Genomic DNA, 21,673 nt, shown 5'->3' with positions numbered 1-21,673 from the left:
CAAATATTAATCGGCAGGAAAAGCTATGGTTCCCATGACAGCATTCGCAGCCTGCCCTGTATCCATCCTGCTAAATTGAACAACTACAGGTAAACTGGAACGAAGATAGCAACTAAATTTCCTTTCTAATTGAATTGCTTCAGGGTCAATGAGATCGTTAAATCTTACCTTCCTAAGGCGCTGTGCCTTCACTTTTAGCGAGTAGGAACCTACAGGAGCAGAATTTTCATAGAAAATGAAAATTTCAATCTCCGCTTCCTCTTCCGCAGTATTTAGAATAGCTATTTTATCATGACTATTGAACATTGGTTCTTCGCCGGTTGACGCAAATGGAATATGACCTCCAGCAAAGGCCCAGTTTAATTTACCAATTCTGTTCATTGACCTGAAATAAAAAGGTTATGCATATAAGGTGTCAAAAAGGTGTTTTCCGGATCATATTTTTTCCTTACCTGCTGAAATTTTGCCCAATTGGGATACATATCTTTTAACTGTTGGGCTTTCAAAGTAAATTTCTTCCCCCAATGCGGTCGACCTCCGTATTTCAAGAAAACTGGTTCGATAGCTTTAAAATATTGCCAGAAACTAAGGCCGGCGTTATGATGTAAAGAGATTGTGACAGATTCCCTCCCACTCATAGGACTAAGGTAGGCATTATCTTCTTTTATGGTGCGCACGAGAATCCTCCATGCCACCTCTCTTCTAAAATTCTCTTTTACTTCCTTTCTAACTTCTAAAAAACAGTCGATGGCACGTTCTTTTGGCAGGACGTACTCCATTTCATCAAATTTGAGATGCCGGGAACGCGGTAAGATCTCATGGCCAGGACCTTCTTTTTCCAGATCTAAAGTTCCGTATGGAATTCGAGGCATTTCTTCCTCTTGTGTATTCATGATCCTGATCTTGCAGAGATCTGTTCTTGGATACCAGTAGAAATCAAAGTTTCGGTTCTTCTTAAGATCTTCAAAATGATCTAAGCAGTCTTTTAAACTTACACAATATTCCTTGCGATATAAATGATATGCAGGCTCCAGCTGCAGCTGCATTTTGAGAAAGATGCCACAACTCCCCATAGAAACCTGAAGCGCCTTCATATCTTCCTCATTATTCTTTTTATTCAGCTCTACAATATCGCCTGTGCCTGTCACCATTTTCACACCCCAAAGCATGGTAGAGAGGTTAGCGAGTTCCACTCCCGTGCCGTGAGTCCCCGTTCCTATCGCTCCGGCCAGGGTTTGAACATCGACATCTCCGGTATTGTGCATGGCCAAACCATACCTAAAAAGGTCTTTTCCAGCCTCCTTTACCGTCATCCCTGCTACTACTGTCGCTGTATGATTTTCAAGATCGGGATCCTCTACTCCGCTGAAATGTTCAAGGGAGAGCAAATAATCATCTGTTCTTACAAGAGGCGATGAAGAATGTCCTGCTCCCACTACTCTAACCTTCTTTCCTTCTTTGCAGGCTTTTTTAACTAAGTCACATACCTGCTCTTCCCCCTCGGGAGTCACGATCTCCCCCGGAGTAAAGGCCATACTTCCGCTCCAGTTTTTGAAGATCGTCATCTACTCCGAATATGCAATGGTCGTTAAAAGAGCATTTTCGGCCTGTCTTGAATCCAAACGCGTATGTTGCACCACAATAGGAACTGAAGACTCTATGACGCAAGCGTAGTCTGTTCCCAGAGGTACTGGCTCCGGATCTTTAAGGTCATTGAACCTTAAATGCTTTGTGCGCTGCGCCTCTACCGTAACTTTATACGGCCCCACCGGATCTTTGTCTGCAAAGAAAATAGTTAGTTCAACTTCTGCATTTTGAATGGAGGTGTTAAGGATACATGCGGTTTCGTGGCTTGTAAATTCAGGTTCCTTTCCTGTACCATAGGCTGGTATATAGCCCTCTGCAATTACCCATGTCTTTTTACCTAATGTTCTCATTATTATCTAATTTGATTAACAATCCTAAATTTCCCGCGATCTTTATTTCGTCTCGCACTTCCTTTCCTTCCATCTCGGGATGCGTAGACAACATTATTATTCCCGACCATTTGAAACTGGGAGTAAAATTCAATTCTGTATTTCCAAGATTCAAGATGACCAAGAATCTATCATTCTCATGTTTCCGGATGTAAGACAACAGGTTCTTTTCCGTAAAGACAGGTTCATAATCACCAATATGAAGGGCTGGTTCCTCTGCTCTTATTTTCAATAACTTTCGATGTAGCTGTAGCATAGAGCCGTCCTTGTCCCAATGTCGCTTTACATTGAGCTCTTTAAAATCTTGACTTACGGGCAACCAGGGTTCAGCTGTTGAGAAGCCTGCATTTTGAGTGTCGTCCCATAACATTGGTGTTCTTTCAGGATCCCTGCTTCTACCCACTCCCGGTTCGTTCAAAGCCTGCGGATCTTTGATCTTATCTTCAGGAATAGCTACATTCTCCATTCCCAGTTCATCACCATAGTAAATGGTGGGTGTGCCTCTAAGAGTAAGTAACATCATTGCTGCCACCCTTGCCTGCTCCTTTCCAATTCTAGAGGCTATTCTTGAATTGTCATGGTTTCCCAGCACCCAGTTTGGCCATCCATTTTCGGGTAAAGCGCCTTCATACTCATTAATAGCTCTGTTGATCCTTTCGGCATCCCAGGCTAACTCCAGTAGCTGAAAATTAAAAGGAAGATGTGCCCCGTTATTCTCGTGCCCATAATATTTCACCAATTTGTCAATAGGCAGATAGATCTCCCCGATAAGTAATCTCTCCTCATATTCTTCAATGACCTTTCGCATTTTCTCCACAATGTCATGAACCTCATCCTGGTCTGTGGAATACGTGGGGATCACTTTATTATAAGATGACATTCCCTCTTTAAAATCGGGATTTGGCGGATTATTTCTGAAATGTTCATCTTTGATCATGTGCCACATTACATCTACCCTAAAGCCATCTACTCCTTTGTCTAACCAAAATCGCATGGCATCAAAAATGGCATTTTGGACATCCGGGTTTCTCCAATTGAGATCGGGTTGTTCCTTTAGGAAAGCATGGTAGTAGTATTGCCCAGATAGTTCATCAAATTCCCAGGCCGATCCTCCAAAAACGCTCATCCAGTTATTGGGAGGTCCGCCATCTTCTGCAGGGTCTTTCCAGATATACCAGTCGCGTTTCGGGTTGTCTCTCGACTTCCTGGATTCCAGGAACCACGGGTGTTCATTTGAGGAATGGTTGGGTACCAGGTCAAGGATCAACTTTAGTCCTTTTTTATGCACTGCCTTTAGAAGAGCATCAAAATCATCCATATTTCCGAACATAGGATGTATACCTGTATAATCACTTACATCATAGCCAAAATCGGCCATGGGAGACGGAAAGATCGGCGAGATCCAAACTCCTTTCACTCCAAGATCCTTCAGGTAATCCAGCTTTTCAATGATCCCTCTTAGATCTCCTATTCCATCGCCATCACTATCTTTAAAAGAACGGGGATAGATCTGGTAAATTACTTCCTTTTCCCACCATAAGTATTCCTTCTCTTTCATAAGTATAAATTTCTTTTGTGCATCCAGCGATATCCATAAGGAGTAAGGGTGACCTTTCCATCTTTAGGATCAAATGGTTCATACCTTATGTTTCCAAACGTATCACTCAAATCCTTCAGCTCATCATCAATACTCAGATCAAAATCGATCACCTGCTTTTTGTTAGAAAAATTGTGGAATGCGATGCCTATTCCTTTTTCAGATTTAATGTAGTGCCCCAGCACCTTTGGATTTCCGGTATCTATGATCGTAGATTTTCCCCAGCCGTATTCTGGAAATTCTTTCCTGTAATCTATGGCCTTGGAGATCCAGTTCAAAAAAGAATTGGGATCCCTGTGCTGATCACTGACATTGACTTTCTCAAATCCAAATTCTCCTCCAGAAATTACATTTCTTATGAGCTTATCTTCAGGCGCATTTGAGAATCCGCCATTTTTGGTATTCGCCCACTGCATCACGGTTCTTACACTAGACCTTCCTTCCATGGAAAGGTCCTCTCCCATGCCTAATTCTTCCCCGTAACGCAGTACAGGTGTACCAGGAAGGGTAAACAAAAGACTGTGTGCCAGTTCCATTTTTTTCCTGTCGTTCCCCAGGATAGAAGCCAGCCTTCTTCTTATTCCTCTGCCAAAGATTCTCATATTTTCCTTAGGCGCGAAGGCCTCGAACACTTCCTCTCTCTCATTTTTAGACAATTTATCCAGGTTCAGTTCATCATGGTTTCTAAGAAAAACCGCCAACTGCTCCTTTTCTGATATCTCGGGCATACGCTGCATGGCTTTTGCCAAAGGCGTTGCCTCTTCCCTGGCAAATGCCAGATACAGGAAATTGTTTACATAAAAATTAAAGAGCATATGCATCTGGTCTTCATTTCCCAGGTATTTGTCATACTGGTTGGGATCCAGATCCACTTCGGCCAGGAGTATGGCATCTGGTTTCTGGGTTTCTACAAATTCTCTGAAGTGCCTGAAGATCTCATGTGGATCTCCATCAAAATCCATCTTTCCTTTTTCCTTGAACATATGTGGCGCGGCATCGATCCGGAAACCGGAGATCCCTAGCTTTAGCCAAAAATGCATGATCCTGAAAATCTCCTTCTGCACATCTGGATTTGAGAGATTTAGGTCGGGCTGGTGTGGATAAAAGGAATGAAAGTACCAGGCCCTGGCCTTTTTGTCATACTTCCAGCTCGTGCCTTTTTCGCCTTCTCCTGCCATCATGTTAGGCTCGGGATCATCTGGCTTCTCTTCTACCCAGATATAATAGTTGCGGTATTTCGAATTTTTGTCGGCACGTGATTTCTGAAACCATTCGTGCTCTACAGAAGTGTGATTTACTGCCAGGTCCATTAAAATTCGAATTCCTACCTCCTCAGCAGCATCTATGAGTTGTGCAAAATGCCCCATGTCGCCAAGGCGCGCATCGATTTTATAATAATCGCGCACATCATAACCATTATCGCGATTAGGAGTGTCGAAAACTGGCAGCAACCAAAGGCAGGTTACGCCTAAACTTGACAAATAGGTGAGCGCACCTTTCAGGCCCTCAAAATCGCCTGTTCCATCATCATTGGAATCTTTAAAAGTCTCTACATCCAGGGAGTAGATGATCGCATTTTTGTACCAGTATTTATTCATTTGATCTTAATCCTGTTTAAATTCTGGCAAAACTTCCTGCCCGAAAAATTCTATAAAAGCTTCCTGCTGTTTATTTACGTTGTGAATAATGATCTTTTCGAAGCCCATGGCCTTAAATTCCCTGATCTTTTCAATAAAGGTTTCGGGTTTGTTTCCAATGATCACATGCTTTTCAAGATCTTCCTTCCGCGTATTGGCACCCAATGCATCGAATTTTTCGGGGCTATCAATGTCGGCGATCAGCTTACTGGGATAGATATTGTTGCGCCATTGTTTCCAGGCACCGGTCAAGGCTTTTTCTCGGTCTTTATCATATGAGATCTGTACTTTCAAAGTCATTGGCTTATTAGCTCCTTCTGCTCCCTGAAAAGCTTCCACCATTTTTTGTAGTTCGTCCACAGGTTTTGAAATTGTGATCAAGCCATCTGCCCAGGAAGAAAGCCAGGCTGCTGTTTTTTCGGTAATTGCTGCACCAAAGATCATGGGTGGCTGGATAGGTTTGGTAAAGAGCTTTGCACGTTCTACAGTAAACATGCCTTCATGATTAATGTAATCTTCCTCTTTCCATAGCCGTCGCATGACTTCGACCGCTTCCTGCAACCTGATGTTCCTATTTCTTTTTGAAGGCCATTTTTCTCCGGTGATGTTCTCATTCAGCAATTGTCCGCTGCCAGAGCACATAAAAAATCTTCCGGGGAACATCTCATCCAGGGTAGCTGCGGCCTGTGCAATGATAGTGGGATGATATCGCTGCCCAGGGGCGTTGACTATTCCAAATTCAAGATTAGTCGCTTGCATTGCCGCTCCCAGCCAGCTCCAGGCGAATCCACTCTCTCCTTGTTCATCACTCCAGGGATGAAAATGGTCTGAAGATAAGACCGCCCGAAATCCTGCCTCTTCAGCTTTCTGAACCAGATCTAAAAGATGCCTGGGTGAAAATTGTTCATGGGAAGCGTGAAAACCGATCTTCATAGAATTAGGTGTTTAATTCATAAAAATTTTTCAATGCTCTTCTAAATTATAAAGCTTATCATGATAATTACGATTTCCCGTATTAAAAAAAAGATAAAATCTCGAAGGACCCCAGGCTCCTTATCTTGTGATCTGTCTCATAAAGAACTCGCAAATAATCTCCTTACCTTTAATAAAAAATAATCCATGACCACACCTTTGAAAAGACATGAAAATTTAAAACCTCTTAGCAGAGACCACCACCACGGGCTTCTCTTGTGCTGGAAAATTACGGTAGGATTAAAAAACGGAGTTGAACAGGAAAGAATAAAGGGTTACCTGGATTATTTCTTTTCTTCCCAGCTAGTACCTCATTTTCAATTTGAAGAAGCTGAGGTTTTTCCCCTTTTAGGAGAGGATCATCCCATGGTGGAGAGAGCATTAAAGGAACACAGACGTCTTAAGGAATTGTTTCATACAAGCCTGGATACTCCAGCTCTACGCGCTATAGAAATTGAGCTCAACCGGCATATAAGATTCGAAGAACGAGAATTATTCACAGAAATTCAAAGGGTGGTGCCCGAAGAGAAAATAAGGCAGATCGACAATAAGGAAAAGAAGATCCTTACCCCAGATCCTGATGATTGGGCAGATAAATTCTGGACCTAAATTACATCCACCGCTTTTTCTTAAAGTAATACAACATCAGCATCAGTAAAAAAAACATGATCCCCAGTAATGCTGGATAACTGTATTTATAATGAAGCTCTGGCATATATTCGAAATTCATTCCGTACAAACCGGCCAGAAAGGTCAGCGGAATAAAGATGGATGCCATGATGGTCAATACCTTCATCACCTCATTCATTTTATTGCTAATGGTGGTCATATACATATCCATGAGGCCCCAGGTCATTTCTCTGTAGATCTCAATATTCTCTGAAACCTGGATGAGGTGATCATAAAGATCTTTTATGTAATTTATCGTTTGCTGCTGCACCAGTTCATTATCGATCTTTTCAAGACGGCTTACAACCTCCCTTAAAGGATTAACGGCTCGCCTTATGCGCAGCATGGTGCGCTTTAATTCCTGGATCTCCAGGGTAGTATCATCATTTGGTTGAGCGTGGATAAGATTCTCTTCCATGGTCTCGATCTTATCGCTCATTTCTTCCACCACTAAAAAGTAGTTATCCACTATGGCATCCAGAAGAGCATATGCAAGATAATCTGCCCCTCTGCTTCTTATTCTGCCCTTTGCTTTTGAAAGTCTTTCCCTCACTCCCTCAAAAACATCTCCTCCTGCTTCCTGGAAAGTAATGACATAATTTTTCCCCAGCACAATGCTTATATGTTCATTTTCCAAACGACCATCTTCCCTGTAATAAAGCATCTTGGCGACTATAAAGAAATAGTCGTCATACTCATCGATCTTGGGTCGCTGATTGGTGTTTACAATGTCTTCAATGATAAGAGGATGCAGGTCATAATATTTTCCAACCTTCTCGATTTCCGCAGTATTGCTTAAACCATCGATATTGATCCAGGTAGTGCGATCTTCGGCCTCAAATTGAAATGCATCTTCGGGAGATTTGGAGTTGAACCTTTCAAAATGATCTGCATTGTAATCTATGACTTCCAGAACGGTCTCGGCCTGTTCTTTTGTACCCACGTAAGTTACGGTTCCAGGGGCCTGATTCAGGGCTTTTGTAGATTTTGGCCGCCTTGGCAGGTAACGCATTCTTTTTGCCATGTAGGAAAATGTTTTTCTAAAAGTAAGAAACTTCAGCCTATTAGAACAGGCATGCGCAAAACTTCCTTTTTCAGCAGCTATTCATTGTCTATTGCATTAGGTTTATATTTCTTTGCACAATGGTAAAGGAAGAATTGATCTTAGCAACACTTAAGGAATATTTTGGATACGACAGCTTCAGGCCGTTACAGCAGCAAATAATCAATTCGGTTTTTGACAAAAAGGACAACCTGGTGATCATGCCTACCGGGGGTGGAAAATCCATTTGTTTCCAGTTACCGGCCATTTTACTTCCGGGGATCACCATTGTTATTTCCCCATTGATCGCCTTGATGAAGGACCAGGTAGACGGTTTGACCGCAAATGGCATTCCAGCAGCTTTTCTGAACAGCAGTCAGAAAGAAAAAGAGCAACAGGAGATCTTCAGCAAAATACAGAAGAACGAGATCAAGTTGCTTTATGTAGCACCCGAAAGTCTGCAGTTCATTGATGCTGTTTTCTCCGCAGGGAACATTAGCCTTATTGCTATTGATGAAGCTCATTGCATTTCCAGCTGGGGCCATGACTTCAGACCGGCATATACGCAGCTGGGATACCTCAAGAACCGACATCCCGAAACTCCCATCATCGCACTTACTGCAACAGCCGATAAAGCGACCCGCAAGGACATTTGTGATCAATTGAATATTCCTCATGCTGCACAGCACCTTTCGTCTTTTGATAGAAAGAACCTGAGTCTTGAAGTTCGCCCAGGAATCAAGAAATTCGAGCAAATAATGGCATTTTTGAAAGGTAGAAAATCTGAAAGTGGGATCATTTACTGCCTAAGCCGGAAAAACACCGAGGAGCTCGCGGCAAAATTAAAAGCCAAAGGTTTTAATGCCGAGGCTTATCACGCAGGTCTTTCCCACCAGGAGCGCATAAAGATCCAGGAAGATTTTATCAATGACAGGAATGAGGTGATCTGTGCCACAATTGCCTTCGGAATGGGAATCGACAAATCAAATGTGAGGTGGGTGATACACTACAACATGCCTAAGAATTTAGAAGGTTACTATCAGGAAATAGGAAGGGCCGGCCGTGATGGTTTGCCTTCTTCCACCCTGCTCTTTCATAGTTATGCCGATGTAGTGCAGCTTCAGAAGTTTGCTGAAGGATCGGGCAATGCTGAAGTTCAACTGGCCAAACTTGAGCGCATGAAACAATATTCCGAAGCCTTGAGCTGTCGCAGAAGAATTCTTCTCAGCTATTTCGGAGAATTGATCTCAAAGGATTGTGGCAACTGTGATGTGTGCCGCAATCCACCAGAATTCTTTGACGGCACTCTGCTTGCGCAGAAAGCTCTTTCTACTGTTTATCGACTAAGAGAGCAGGAACCAGTTTCTATGGTCATTGACGTTTTACGGGGCGCACAAAATGCACAGGTTTTGGAAAAGGCTTATCAAAATTTGAGCACCTATGGAATTGCCGGAGATGTTTCCTGGAGAGACTGGCAGCAGTACATGATCCAATTGATCAACCAGGGATACCTGGAGATCGCATTCCACGATCAGAACAAGATCAAACTCACGAGCCTTGCCAAAAATGTCCTTTTCAACGGAGAAAAAGTTTCGCTGGCTGATGTCACCCAGGCAGAGCTAAAGAAAGAACCCACTGTAGAACGAACAAGTGCAGAAAATACCCTTTTTGAGAGGTTAAGAAAACTAAGACTGGAGCTCGCAAAAGATGAAGGAATTCCCGCCTATCTTATTTTCAATGATGCCACTTTAAAGGAAATGGAAAAAGAAAGACCAATGACCGATGAAGAGTTTATGCAAATTAGTGGGGTTGGGAGGCAAAAAATGCAGAACTACGGGTACAAATTCATCAAAGAGATCATTGCACACAGCAAGGAAAAAAGGGAAAAGAAATCTCGTAAAAAAGGCAATACCTATAAGGAAACTTTTAAGCTGTATAAGGAAGGAATGAGTATAGAAGAAATTGCAGGAGCCAGGAATCTCTCTCCCACCACTGTTTTCTCTCATCTTTCAAAACTATACGAGACAGGAGAAGATGTAGATCTCAAAAGTTTTATTTCTGAAGTCGATCTGGCTGCTGTTCGAAAAGCTAAAGCCGAGCTCGATGGAGCCGAAACCTTACGCCCTTATTTCGAACATTTCCAGGAAGCAATGGATTACGGAACAATACGTGTCGCACTTACCATTCTGGCAAAAGAAGGATAAGGTTAACCTGGGGCTTATTTCTGAAATAACGAGTATTCCTCTCGCCTTTCAAAAAAGGCATTTTTGCAATGCCTTAATCGAAATCTACTTTATTAAGAATTAAGCCGCTTCCTGGCGCGATAAAGCTCATAGGCATTTGAATTGCAGGATCAAGACTAGATTTTATATCATCTAAAGAAAGGTCGTCTCTCCCCAGCAGTACCAGCGCCCCCATCATTAACCGAATCTGGTTTCTTAGAAATCCGCTGCCCGATATTCTCAGTAAATAAGATCTTTCCGGAAAGAAGCTGGCTGTAATTTCTGTATTGAGCACAATCTCACAGGTATTGATCTCTCGCTCCAGAATAGTATGTTCTGTAGGCTTGGTACAGTAGTTATGAAAAGAATGGGTGCCTTCAAAAAGTCTGGCGCCGTTCTTCATGGCGTCCAGGTCAAGCTTTTCGAGGAATGTAGCTAAAAGAGGAGCAGCAAAAGGATGGCTTTTCTTCCCAAAAGAAAACAAATATAGGTATTCCTTCCTCTTAGGGTGCTGAATGATATTAAAATCGGGGCCTACTTCTTTAATGCTCAAAGCTCTTACATCTGGAGGTAAATTGCGGTTAAACAGTACTAGAAAATCGGCAAGATTTTCAAGAGGCTCGTGATAAGTAAAGAGCTCAAATGCAGATTCATGTGCAGAAACCATAGCATCTGTACGACTGGAACCCAGGATCTTGAATTGAAGCTCCCCCAGCACAAAGCGCAACGTCTTTTTTATCAAACCTTCTACAGTTTTCAGGCCCGGCTGTTTTTGCCAGCCGTGCAACCTGAAACCCAGGTACTGGATCTTAATAAGGTAAAAATACTTCTGTTTGTTCACAATGATCCTTTCCGCGCAATTTAGCTTTTAATCTGCATTTTCTAAGGTTTAGTCCTTTTCCAGTGATAAAAACCCTTTAACTTTTACTTAAAATTAATTGCCACTTACTTTTGTATCTTCACTACATATGGAAAAAATCACCTCTTCTAAAGGAAAGCAGATCCTAATTTATGCAACACTCTTCCTGGTGGGGATCTATGTTCTTTTCCTGAGTCTTGTTAAAGCCAGTAGTTTTCTCATTCCGCTGGCTACAGCTACGATCCTCGCTTTGCTCATGATCCCGCTTTCCCGAAGAATGGAGAAGACCTTTTTAAACCGGTCCACCTCCTCTCTTCTGAGTACTTTTATAGTCCTCCTGGTTTCTGTAGGATTCATGGCTTTGGTTTCCATGCAGGTGAAAACCGTGGTAGATGACTGGCCCCAAATCAAAGAAACTATGAAGCCTAAGGTCGAGAATCTCAAGGCTTTTTTACTCGAGCACACTCCCTTGAACGCGAAAGATCTGGAAAGTTCAGACCAGGGCTCGGGAGGTTTCCTAATGAACAGCAACTCGAATGCGGGACAAAAGGCTGCTACTTTTCTAAATAAAGTTCTTGGATTCTTTGGGGATTATCTGCTCACTTTTATTTATCTCTTTTTCCTACTGAATTACCGACATAGATTCAAAAAGTTCCTGCTGTTGCTTTTCCCCGATTCAAAGCGGCATAAAGTACAATCGGTAATCGAAAATTCTGCCAAAGTAACCCAGAAATACCTGGTGGGAAAATTGATACTCATTGGGCTCCTTGCAGTCTTATATGCCATAGGACTGGGTATTTCGGGAGTAAATAATTTCATTCTTATTAGTTTGCTGGCTGCTGTTTTGAGTCTCCTGCCATACATTGGCAATATTGTAGGTTTCGGGCTGGCAATGATCTTCGGCTATCTGGTTTCGGGAGAAACCGGAATATTGATTGGCATCGTTCTCACCTTTACTGTAGCCCAGTTTGTGGAAAGTTACATCCTGGAACCCTATATTGTAGGAGACCAGGTAGATCTTCATCCATTTTTCGTGATCCTGGCCGTGATCATTGGCGGAATGGTATGGGGAATTGCTGGTATGGTGCTATCTATTCCTATCCTGGCCATCGTAAATGTGGTTTTCGATCATATTTCGCCCTTAAAACCCTTCGGATTTTTGTTGAGCAAGGAGAAGGATTAAGATGGAATTCACTCTAGAAGAACAGTTTCAGGGTTTCCTGGCAACGTCAGAAATCTTTGCTGAAAATACCCTTTTTGAGTACCCGCTTCTACGGACCTTCATTCCTGAAGTTCTTGACAACAAAGTTTTATCACCTCCAGGAGCAACTGTGCTAGGGAAACGCATGGAGCATTTCTTTGCCTGTTACCTTTCCTCCTTTACTTCTGAAGAAATTCTGCTGCAGAATCAACAGATCATCCACCACAAGCGCACCCTGGGAGAATTGGATTTCCTCCTGAAGAATTCGGTTTCTGAAGAAATTTCTCATGTGGAGTTGATCTACAAATTCTATCTCTTTGATCCCGCTACAGGCACTTCAGAGCTAGATCATTTTATTGGTCCTAATAAAAGGGACAGCCTGAACAGAAAATTAGAAAGGCTTCAAAAATGGCAATTTCCTATGCTATTTCAGGAGCCAACGAGAGATTTGCTGCGCGAACTTCATATAGCACCTGAAGAGGTGGTTCAAAAAATGTGTTTTAAGGCAGCAGTTTTTCTTCCGAAGCAATTCGAAAAGATCAGCTTTCAGAAAATTCATCCCGCCGCCGTGGCAGGTTTCTGGATCCACGCTTCAGATTTTAATGCAACCACTTATGCTAACAATAAGTTCTTCTGCCCAAGAAAAAAGTACTGGCCAGTTTTACCCACCAGGAAAATTTCCTGGAACTCCTTCGATGAAATTGTGAACATCATCACTCCCCTGCTAAATAAACAGTACGCTCCCCTGCTTTGGATGAAAACTCCCGAGGGCGATTTGGAGCGCTTCTTCGTAGTGTGGTGGTAGGCCTTAGCAGAATATTAACGGCTAAACCCCAGCTCATTAAGGAAAAATTATGATGTGCAGTCCTGTGGCTTTTTTGTCATCTTAGTATCTTAACTAGGTAATATAAATCTGGAAGCGGGCCGCGTGTTTGGGCTCTTTTCTTCCGCAAAAACTATAGATCATGCCAATTTTGACAAAAGAACAATTCGAAAGCTTAGCAAAATTTGACAGTAACCCGTGCGTATCTATTTTCATCCCTACTCAAAGAGCAGGTAAAGACGTACTCGAAGAAAAAGATAAGATCAATCTAAAAAGTCAGTGGAAAAAGGCGACTGAAGAGCTTAAGGCAATGGGCCTGGCACAGGAAAAGATAGATAAAATAGGTAAACCGATTGAAAGCCTCCTGGATGACAGAGATTTCTGGAGACACCAAAGCGACGGACTTGCCCTGTTTCTCGCAGATGGTTTTTCAGAAAGGTATACAGTACCGGTGAATTTTGAAACTTTTACTTATGTCGCAGATCACTTTTATTTAAAACCTCTTGTACCTATGTTCAATGGAGACGGGAGATTCTACCTTCTACACCTGCAACTTGATGAGGTGAAATTGTATGAAGCTACCCGATTTTCAATTGGCGAGGTGAAAATTGATGACCTCACACCAGATCGATTAGAAGACAGGGTGGGATACGATTACGAAGAAAAGAACAGTAAGCATAAAACACAAAGAAACGCTGTAGGTGCCAATGCCGATGGCACTTCCACACAGCATGGATATGAACCGGCCAGTCGCGATCGCAAAAATGAGATCCTGCGATACTTCAGGGCGGTAGACAAAGGGATTTATGAGCTCCTTCACAATGAGCACGTGCCCCTGGTAGTAGCATGCCAGGATTCTTATTTCCCAATTTATCGCGAAGCGAGTCGGTACAAATATCTTTTTCCGAAGCCTGTGCCCGGGAATCCTGAGGCAGACCACGACAGCTTTTTAGGGCTTCATGCCGCTGCTCTTGATGTGCTGGAACCCCATTTCAAAGAAGAAAGAGAAGTGAAAATGAAAGAATTTAACGAACTTAATCCTTCAAGAACATCTTCTAGTGTAAGTGAGATCATTCCCGCAATCTTCGAAGGAAAAGTGGATACGCTCTTCCTGCAGAACCGCGAAGATATTTGGGGGAATTACAATGAAAATATGGCCTCTGTAGATGTACATGATGAAAGGAAAAACGGAAGTCTTTCCCTCATGAACCTTGCAGCTGTAAAAGTTATTGAGCAAAAAGGCAAGGTCTATCTTGTGGAAAAGGAATTTATGCCAAACAATGATTCCAAAATGAATGCAGTTTACAGGTATTGATCGTACTGCTGCGTTATAGTAAAAGAGTCTGTCTGAAAACATGGAATACGTCTTTGGGAATTTATTTCAGTATCCTAAGAATTAGAAAATCAAAATAAATTGGAGATTGAAATAAGTTCGGTATGACGAACAACTGACTTTTCAGACAGATATTTTTTTATGTGTAGTGGGGCACCTTTCCGGTGATATTCTTATAGAATGCTCTTATTTTCTTGAGGTCCAGATCTATATCACTGGTGACACTTAGAGGAGCCGAAACTTTTACCAGTTTTTTACCAAAATCAAAAGCTATCATCACTATAGGCACTTGAGCTGTTTTGGCGATATAGTAAAACCCGGTTTTCCATTCCAACACTTTTTTACGGGTTCCTTCGGGCGCAATAGCCATACGAAATTCCTCTCTGCCTTCAAACTTTGCTGCCATGGCTTCCACTTTATTCTGTCCAGGAGTCCGATCAAGCGGAGTTCCTCCCATCCATCTAAAGTACCAGCCGAAAGGGGGCTTAAAAAGCTCTTTTTTAGCAACGAATTTTATGTCTACTCCCAGGATCCTTCTTACAAGTAGGCCAAGATAAAAATCATGCCAGCTGGTATGTGGAACCACAATGACAACAGCCTTATTCACTCCCTCGGGCCAGTGTCCTTCGAACTTCCAGCCCATTAATTTAAAGTAGATGAATTTAGCTAACCAGTTCACTCTCCCTGTTGCTCTTTGTGATCTTCCCGCCTCTTCGCTTTCGCTCTTCGTAAAGCAGGGATAATTCCCGACCAGTTTGCCCTTTTACAGAGGTATTTTCTTCTGCCCTTCTTATTAGATATGGAACCACTTCCCTGACCGGCCCAAAAGGTACCAGTTTGGCAACATTGTAACCCGCTTCAGCAAGATTGTAGCTAATGTGTTCACTCATTCCAAAAAGTTGAGAGAACCATACGCGATCATCATTTTTGTCGATCTCCTTATCCTCCATTACCTGCAGCGCCAGGTAATTGCTCATTTCATTATGAGTTCCTATAAAGAGGGAAATATCTTCCAGATGTGCAAGGCCGTATGTGAGAACACCGTTATAGTTTACATCTGTCGCTTCCTTGTTTTCACAAATTGGCGATAAATATCCCATTTTTGAAGCTCTTTCATTTTCCTTTTCAAGATAAGCTCCACGTACTATTTTTGCTCCAACAATAAAGCCCTGGTCCTTGGCACGGCTGTGCAGATCTTTTATGTACTGCATCCTATCCCAACGGTAGCACTGCAGGGTGTTATAGATAATCGCTCTTTCGCGGTTATACTTAAACATCATTTCCTCCATTAGAATGTCGGCAGCATCCTGCATCCAGCTTTCTTCGGCATCAGCTAACAGTCGAACTCCTTGTTTATAAGCTTCCTCGCAAATCCTGTTCACCCTGTTCTTGACCCGTTGCCACTCTTCTTCCTCTTCAAGGGAAAGACTGGCATTGGCAGAAACTTTTTGCCAAAGTTCAAAACGACCAATCCCTGTGGGTTTAAATACAGCAAAAGGCATTTCCTTTCTTTTAGAGATGAACTTTACAATATTAGTCTTTCGTTCAATGGCTTTTTCAAATTCACTTTCCTTTTCCTTGCCTTCTACAGAGTAATCAAGGATGCTGTGAAGATTCTTGGAGTACATTTTTTCTATAGTAGGAAGACAATCCTTCTCTGTCACTCCGCCGCAAAACTGGTTGAAAATGGTTTTTTTAATAAGCGTTTCTACCGGCAAATGCACTTTTAGTGCAAGATTTGTCACGGTAGTTCCCGCTTTCACCAGGAGAGGACGATCTATCATCTCAAAAAGGAATATCGCCCTGTTAAGTTCTGAATCAGATTTTAGAGAAAAAGCTGTTTCAGTATCATTAAATATTTTTTTAGTGATCATTACTGAAAATTAGGGATCACAAAGATAGTTATTGGTTAGAGATTGTTAGATTTTTTCTCCTTATTTTCGGGCTTTTATTGCTCATTTTTTTTGCCCAGTTATGACTTCAAATTCAGAGAAATTACCCGTTTATTTTAATGCAAATGGATATGTTACGTTCAACCAGTTTTTAAGGGATCAGAAATTCACTAAACTCTTTGTTCTGGTAGACGATAACACCCATGAATATTGTCTTCCTCGTTTCCTGCAGCACTTAGATTCAGAGACTCCCATTGAGGTTCTTCAAATTGAACCTGGAGAGGAAAATAAAACCCTGGAAACCTGTAGTGGATTATGGAATGTCCTGTCGGAATTAGGAGGTGATCGCAAAAGTCTTTTGATCAACCTGGGAGGTGGAGTCGTCACAGATCTGGGAGGCTTTGTAGCTGCAGCTTTTAAAAGGGGAATTTCATGCGTGCATTTTCCCACCACTTTACTTGCGATGGTTGATGCTGCAGTTGGAGGGAAAAATGGAGTTAACCTCGGAAGCCTGAAGAACCAGGTAGGAATTATTAAAAATCCGGAGATCATTGTAGCCGACACAGCTTTCCTCACCACCCTGCCCGCACCTGAAATGCGAAGTGGCCTGGCCGAAATGTATAAGCATGGACTCATTGCTGATGAATCTTACTGGAAACAGCTGAATTCCCTTAGCTCAATGAAAATGGACGAGCTCGATGAACTTATTGCAGATTCCATTGTTATAAAAGAACGCATAGTGCAGCAGGATCCTTACGAGAAAGGCCTTAGAAAGAGTCTGAATTTTGGACATACGCTCGGTCATGCTATAGAATCTTACTTCCTGGAGCAGCCGCAAAAGACAAAACTTCTGCATGGCGAAGCAGTTGCCGCAGGTATGGTAATGGCAGCATATCTTTCAGTAGAACTGGAAGGATTCCCCAAAGATCAATATAATGAAATTCGTGAGGTGATACATTCCATGTTTGGAAAGATCGATATTCTTGAGGAGGATAAAGCGAAGATCATCGAACTTCTGAAATTTGATAAAAAAAATGAGGGAGGAAAAATAAATTTTGTTCTTTTGCGGAAGATCGCAGAACCCGTTATAGATCGGGAAGTGCCTAATAGCCTCTTGTTTGAAGCTTTTAAGTATTATGCTGATTAACAATTAAATGAGCTCGAAATTAAAGAGTTCTGACATTAAATTTTTTATTTATTTTAACGGCAGCGGAAAAATGAATTGTTACTTTCGCTAAGATGGAGGACCAAAAAATCACTTATGAAAAGAATTATTGTTGACTACAAAAAGCTCACTCCCGAAATTTTAGGTTTATTGGTGGAAAAATATCCTGATGGATACGATGATGACCAGATCATTTCCTTCAAAAATGCCAAAAATGAAACTGTTGAAGCAGTTGAGGTAAGAACCGAAGACAGTATTTACCTTGTTAAGGTAAGTACCCGATTAGAGAACACCATGGCTAATTACGATGAGGATGATTATGAGGATGCAGATTTTAATGAGCCTATCGTTGAAATTCCTGAAAAAACGGAAGACGAGGTAGAGGAAGAACCTGAAGAAGAAGAGGATGCTGAGGAATAGCACAAAATAAGCATTAAAAAAGCCGCTAATAAGCGGCTTTTTTTTATCCCGTTTTAAGAGGTTAAGCATGTTGCTCCTCATGTTTTCCTTCTTTGATCTCTTCGATCAATTTGGAATTAAATGCAGGAAGGTCATCTGGATTTCTACTGGTAACAAAACCTTCGTCAACAACTACTTCCCTATCTACCCAATTAGCACCGGCATTCATTACATCTTCTTTCATAGAGTTGTAAGAGGTCATGGTTCTTCCTTTAACAACTCCAGCACTAATCAAGATCCAGGGAGCATGACAAATAGCCGCAACAGGCTTCTTTTGCTCGAAAAATGAACGCACAAACTTTAATGCATCTTCATTAGTTCTTAAATGGTCTGGATTTATGACACCTCCTGGCAGTACAAGAGCATTATAGTCTTCTGCTCTGGCATTATCCAAGGTTTTGTCAACTTCATATTCCCTGGACCAGTCCGTTTTATTCCAGGCTTTAATACTTCCTTTCTCCGGGCTTACTATATCTACTTCAAACCCTTCGTTTTCCATAGCTTCTTTAGGAGAAGTAAGTTCAACTTCTTCAAAACCATTAGTTGCTAAAATTGCGATCTTCTTTTTCATTAGTCTTTTCTTTTTTCAATTAATACCTGATATAATGTAACCAGTAGAAAAGGAAAATTGTACTAACATGCTGATAAAAAATTATGGCTAAGGTTAAATTTTGTAAAAGTGAGATCAGTATTTATTCTTGTTCTTTTTCGCCTGATGACGAATTTTCCGCTCGTTCTTTTGCCTTTCCCTGTCCTCAGCTTGTTTTTTTTGCTCCTCCTCCTTATCAGAATAGGATTGTAGCGTGTCAAGAATTCTCTTTTCATCAATAAGCTGCCCTCGTTTTTGTTCAAGCCGCTCCAGCTCCTGATATATGGCGGGTTCTGCGTATTCATTAGGTTCCACCTTCTCCCGTTTGTACAAGGCGTACTGCACAGTGAATTCGGCGCCAAAAAACACGATAAGACAGGTATAGTAGACCCACAGAAGTATAAGCACTACAGAAGAGGCACCACCATATACCGAACCCGGATCACTCTGCCCAAAATAGAAACCTATTAGATATTCTGCCACCAAAAACAAAATAGTAGTGAGCATCGCGCCCAGATATGTTGTCTTCCATTTCAACTTAACGTCTGGAAGCCATTTAAAGATAGCCGCAAATAAAGACATGATAATGGTGAATGAGATCAACAGATCTGCAATGCCCAAAAGAAAAGTGGTAATTGCAGGAGCTATGGAAGCCAGGTAATCTCGCAATGCTTTTATTACTGTAGAAATTACCAGGGAAATGAGCAGAAGTAATCCCAGAACCAGAACCATTCCAAGAGAAATAATGCGATTGATGATAATTCGTTTGACCGTATTCTTCTTGACAGCAATATTCCAGATATTATTCATGGCCGCTTTCAGTTGAAAAAAGACTCCTGTGGCACCAAAGATCAGGAATGCAAAACCGAAAATCACTGCCCAGGTAGAGCTCTGATCTAAAGCTGCGTTTGCTATCATGTTTTCTATGGCAATGGAGGCTTCGAGCCCTATAAACTCACCTACTTCTTCCTTGATTCGTCCCTGTACCGCTTTCCTTCCGAAGAAATAACCGGCAATGGTGACAACTATGATGAGCAAGGACGGCAATGAAAAGAGAGCATAATATGCTATGGTTGCACTTCTGGCCCAGGGATCGTTTCTATTCCAGCTGAAGTAGGAATTCTTCAGCAACCTAACGAATACCTTAAACTTTCGTTTTATCTCTCCCATACTACAAGGTAGAAATATATTTCCATAAAAAAACCCTCTAAACTTGCAGCTTAAAGGGTTTTAATAAGACTTTAATAAATCTATAAATTTTCAAAAATCGAATGCATCAAGCGTTTCTTATCATTGATACTCTCCTCAAGTGAGATCATGGTCTCGGTACGATAAACTCCTTCTATATCGTCTAGTTTAAAGATAATCTCCTTTGCATGCTGCGTATCTCGAGCGCGTACCTTGCAAAAAACATTAAATTTCCCTGTGGTAACATGAGCTACCGTTACAAAGGGAATTTCATTGATCCTTTCCAGGACGAATTTTGTTTGAGAAGTATTTTGCAGAAATATTCCCACATAGGCGATAAACGCATAGCCCAGTTTTTCATAATTCAAAGTAAGGGAAGAACCTAAAATTATCCCTGCTTCCTCCATCTTCTTTACTCTTACGTGAACGGTACCCGCCGAAATGTTCAGCTTCTTTGCTATATCGGTGAACGGTGTGCGGGTATTATCGATCAACATATTAAGTATCTGGTGATCGGTTTCATCTAATCTAAACTTTGCCATATCTTGTCTTTTGTAGATTCTCTCAATATTTTAAACGAAGTACAAAATTAGCACAAAATACTTAGTTAATAACCAATATTTCCCGATTTTATGGTGTTTTTATTGATAACTTCTCTTTATTTAACAAAATAACCTCTACTATATCGTTTTCGGAAAGTTCCCCTCCAGTCACATTTTTGAGCACTCCACCATGGCAGTTTATTTCTTCATGACCAAAGGAAGATAAATTTGGAGCCATGGTTTGGACCTTTGGAACAAAGTTTATCTCTCCTGCCTTCATTATCTCTGTATACTGGACTGCAACATCCACTTTTTCTCCCGCTACTACTCCATTTCGAAGAATGATATCATAGAAATTCTTCTGATTCTCGGGAATACTAAAGTACTCATCCTTCACCTTCGCATTTTTCCTACCCGAAACGATCTCCTCCAAGCCAACCAGCAGCGAATAAGCAAATAATTCCCTCGTCTTTTCACGCTGGTAATCCTTGGAAAAATGTCCGCACTCAAAAAGTATCGTAGGTACCTTCAGGGTTTGAAAGTAATCACCGGTGCAATTGATATTATAGCTGTCATCAAACCTGCCCACCTGTCCGGGAATTTTTCCTTGCAGTGCCCTGTTCATTCCAACTATGACGCTCATGGCTTTTTCTCTTACGTCATTTACAGTCCTGGATTCATCCATGGAAGGTGCCAGAAAGGAAAGGGTTGCGGGTTTTCCGTCTACTCCAAAGATCGTTCTTTGATCATGCAAGTTTAAACAGTAATCGGGCCTGAAGTTTTCAAAGCAGGCCCTCAACACCTTGCTTTCCGGCTCCCTTAGTAGCTGCGCATCCCTGTTGAGGTCGATCTTGTTCACATTTTCACGAGTATATCTCGCTGCACCATCTGGATTGAGCATAGGAATAAGCAATAAGCTGAACTTTGTAAGCAATTCCGCTCCATCTGCTTCCTCCTTAATTTCTGCAAAGAATTGGAGCAGATCGAGAACTCCTTTTGTAGTGGTCGTTTCATTTCCATGCATCTGAGACCAGGCAAGGATCTTTATAGGTCCGCTACCAACTTGTATGCTCTTAATAGGAACATTTAAAAAAGAGCGGCCAACTTCAGCAACTTTAAAGTGAGGTGCAAGCTGGTTAAGAATAGGATCCAGATGTTGAAAGGACAAAAATCTTCCGGTGATCTCATCAACTCTGAATCTTGAATAGTTGTCAAGAAAAATGTCTGCTAGGTTCATGTTTACAAAAGTAAATAATCTTAAAGTTACATCTGTAAACATGATTCTGAGATTTACTTGTCCACTTATGTAAACAGTAGTTAACATTAGGGGTGCCAGGAATGCGGAAAAATTCCTATTTATTAATATTTATGGGTCAAATACCTTTGTTTTAATAAATTACAATATGTTATATGAAGTGATAGATTAATTTAAACCTCCTGAAATTAATTGTTATTGTAAAGCTCAAATAATTGTGTTACTTTTGTAAACACACAAAAAACCAACATC

The 21,673-nt window shown here is 41.5% G+C and carries 21 protein-coding genes; 7 read left to right on the top strand and 14 right to left on the bottom strand.

Going from position 1 to position 21,673, the window contains the following annotated elements; all coding sequences use genetic code 11:
* Window positions 1-6: 6 nt before the first annotated feature.
* From HC175_RS10170 to HC175_RS10145, 6 genes are read right to left on the bottom strand one after another with little or no spacing between them, the layout of a single operon-like run.
* A complete protein-coding gene (locus HC175_RS10170; RefSeq protein WP_168138391.1) occupies window positions 7-381 on the bottom strand; it encodes a sensory rhodopsin transducer in 375 nt (124 codons plus the stop codon).
* Entirely contained in the window at window positions 378-1,565 is a 1,188-nt protein-coding gene (locus HC175_RS10165; RefSeq protein WP_168138390.1) for a D-arabinono-1,4-lactone oxidase, read from the bottom strand. Before HC175_RS10165 ends, HC175_RS10170 begins: the two co-directional genes overlap by 4 nt.
* Window positions 1,566-1,937: a sensory rhodopsin transducer gene (locus HC175_RS10160; RefSeq protein WP_168138389.1), complete on the bottom strand. Its 372-nt coding sequence runs from the start codon at window positions 1,935-1,937 to the stop codon at window positions 1,566-1,568.
* Window positions 1,921-3,534 (bottom strand): alpha-amylase family glycosyl hydrolase, encoded by a 1,614-nt coding sequence (locus HC175_RS10155; RefSeq protein WP_168138388.1) that lies wholly within the window; start codon window positions 3,532-3,534, stop codon window positions 1,921-1,923. Before HC175_RS10155 ends, HC175_RS10160 begins: the two co-directional genes overlap by 17 nt.
* Window positions 3,531-5,171, bottom strand: a complete 1,641-nt coding sequence (locus HC175_RS10150) for an alpha-amylase family protein (protein ID WP_168138387.1) — start codon at window positions 5,169-5,171, stop codon at window positions 3,531-3,533. The genes HC175_RS10155 and HC175_RS10150 overlap by 4 nt, the downstream gene beginning before the upstream one ends.
* A 6-nt stretch (window positions 5,172-5,177) precedes the next feature.
* Window positions 5,178-6,143: a TIGR03885 family FMN-dependent LLM class oxidoreductase gene (locus tag HC175_RS10145; RefSeq protein WP_168138386.1), complete on the bottom strand. Its 966-nt coding sequence runs from the start codon at window positions 6,141-6,143 to the stop codon at window positions 5,178-5,180.
* A 186-nt stretch (window positions 6,144-6,329) separates the two neighbouring features.
* On the opposite strand from HC175_RS10145, the gene HC175_RS10140 reads away from it, so the two are divergent.
* Window positions 6,330-6,791 (top strand): hemerythrin domain-containing protein, encoded by a 462-nt coding sequence (locus HC175_RS10140; RefSeq protein WP_168138385.1) that lies wholly within the window; start codon window positions 6,330-6,332, stop codon window positions 6,789-6,791.
* A gap of 1 nt (window position 6,792) precedes the next feature.
* Here HC175_RS10140 and corA read toward each other — a convergent pair whose 3' ends face one another.
* A complete protein-coding gene (gene corA, locus HC175_RS10135; RefSeq protein WP_168138384.1) occupies window positions 6,793-7,875 on the bottom strand; it encodes a magnesium/cobalt transporter CorA in 1,083 nt (360 codons plus the stop codon).
* Window positions 7,876-7,994: 119 nt separating this feature from the next.
* Here corA and recQ point away from each other — a divergent pair, with 119 nt between their 5' ends.
* Complete coding sequence (gene recQ, locus HC175_RS10130) at window positions 7,995-10,097, top strand: DNA helicase RecQ (protein ID WP_168138383.1); 2,103 nt, start codon at window positions 7,995-7,997, stop codon at window positions 10,095-10,097.
* A gap of 73 nt (window positions 10,098-10,170) precedes the next feature.
* Here recQ and HC175_RS10125 read toward each other — a convergent pair whose 3' ends face one another.
* A complete protein-coding gene (locus HC175_RS10125) occupies window positions 10,171-10,956 on the bottom strand; it encodes a tRNA pseudouridine synthase A (protein WP_168138382.1) in 786 nt (261 codons plus the stop codon).
* Between the two features lie 127 nt (window positions 10,957-11,083).
* Between HC175_RS10125 and HC175_RS10120 the strand changes: the two genes are divergently transcribed.
* The 3 genes from HC175_RS10120 to HC175_RS10110 all read left to right on the top strand — a co-directional run bounded on the left by HC175_RS10120 (window position 11,084) and on the right by HC175_RS10110 (window position 14,313).
* Window positions 11,084-12,157 carry an AI-2E family transporter gene (locus HC175_RS10120; RefSeq protein WP_168138381.1) on the top strand — a complete coding sequence of 358 codons (1,074 nt, stop codon included), beginning with the start codon at window positions 11,084-11,086 and terminating at the stop codon, window positions 12,155-12,157.
* A gap of 1 nt (window position 12,158) precedes the next feature.
* A complete protein-coding gene (locus HC175_RS10115) occupies window positions 12,159-12,980 on the top strand; it encodes a DUF1853 family protein (protein WP_168138380.1) in 822 nt (273 codons plus the stop codon).
* Window positions 12,981-13,140: 160 nt separating this feature from the next.
* Window positions 13,141-14,313: a baeRF7 domain-containing protein gene (locus HC175_RS10110; RefSeq protein ID WP_168138379.1), complete on the top strand. Its 1,173-nt coding sequence runs from the start codon at window positions 13,141-13,143 to the stop codon at window positions 14,311-14,313.
* A gap of 157 nt (window positions 14,314-14,470) precedes the next feature.
* Here HC175_RS10110 and HC175_RS10105 read toward each other — a convergent pair whose 3' ends face one another.
* Together HC175_RS10105 and HC175_RS10100 are read right to left on the bottom strand one after the other, a co-directional pair.
* Window positions 14,471-15,010 carry a 1-acyl-sn-glycerol-3-phosphate acyltransferase gene (locus tag HC175_RS10105; RefSeq protein ID WP_168138378.1) on the bottom strand — a complete coding sequence of 180 codons (540 nt, stop codon included), beginning with the start codon at window positions 15,008-15,010 and terminating at the stop codon, window positions 14,471-14,473.
* Window positions 14,994-16,205: a proline dehydrogenase family protein gene (locus HC175_RS10100; protein ID WP_168138377.1), complete on the bottom strand. Its 1,212-nt coding sequence runs from the start codon at window positions 16,203-16,205 to the stop codon at window positions 14,994-14,996. The genes HC175_RS10105 and HC175_RS10100 overlap by 17 nt, the downstream gene beginning before the upstream one ends.
* A gap of 100 nt (window positions 16,206-16,305) precedes the next feature.
* Here HC175_RS10100 and aroB point away from each other — a divergent pair, with 100 nt between their 5' ends.
* Both aroB and HC175_RS10090 read left to right on the top strand, forming a co-directional pair.
* A complete protein-coding gene (gene aroB / locus HC175_RS10095) occupies window positions 16,306-17,370 on the top strand; it encodes a 3-dehydroquinate synthase (RefSeq protein ID WP_168138376.1) in 1,065 nt (354 codons plus the stop codon).
* 114 nt (window positions 17,371-17,484) lie between these two features.
* The gene (locus tag HC175_RS10090) at window positions 17,485-17,808 is read left to right on the top strand and encodes a hypothetical protein (RefSeq protein WP_168138375.1); all 324 of its coding nucleotides are present in this window, start codon (window positions 17,485-17,487) and stop codon (window positions 17,806-17,808) included.
* Window positions 17,809-17,869: 61 nt separating this feature from the next.
* Here the strand turns inward: HC175_RS10090 and HC175_RS10085 are convergent, their stop codons facing one another.
* The 4 genes from HC175_RS10085 to HC175_RS10070 all read right to left on the bottom strand — a co-directional run bounded on the left by HC175_RS10085 (window position 17,870) and on the right by HC175_RS10070 (window position 21,445).
* Window positions 17,870-18,418, bottom strand: a complete 549-nt coding sequence (locus HC175_RS10085) for a type 1 glutamine amidotransferase domain-containing protein (RefSeq protein ID WP_168138374.1) — start codon at window positions 18,416-18,418, stop codon at window positions 17,870-17,872.
* Between the two features lie 114 nt (window positions 18,419-18,532).
* Window positions 18,533-19,606, bottom strand: a complete 1,074-nt coding sequence (locus HC175_RS10080; protein ID WP_168138373.1) for a YihY/virulence factor BrkB family protein — start codon at window positions 19,604-19,606, stop codon at window positions 18,533-18,535.
* A gap of 80 nt (window positions 19,607-19,686) precedes the next feature.
* Window positions 19,687-20,166, bottom strand: a complete 480-nt coding sequence (locus HC175_RS10075; RefSeq protein WP_168138372.1) for an Lrp/AsnC family transcriptional regulator — start codon at window positions 20,164-20,166, stop codon at window positions 19,687-19,689.
* An 88-nt stretch (window positions 20,167-20,254) separates the two neighbouring features.
* Window positions 20,255-21,445: a M14 family zinc carboxypeptidase gene (locus HC175_RS10070; RefSeq protein ID WP_168138371.1), complete on the bottom strand. Its 1,191-nt coding sequence runs from the start codon at window positions 21,443-21,445 to the stop codon at window positions 20,255-20,257.
* Between the last annotated feature and the right edge of the window lie 228 nt (window positions 21,446-21,673).

The sequence above is a fragment of the Salinimicrobium oceani genome (assembly GCF_012037645.1).
This window is presented reverse-complemented; position numbering and strand designations above follow the sequence as displayed.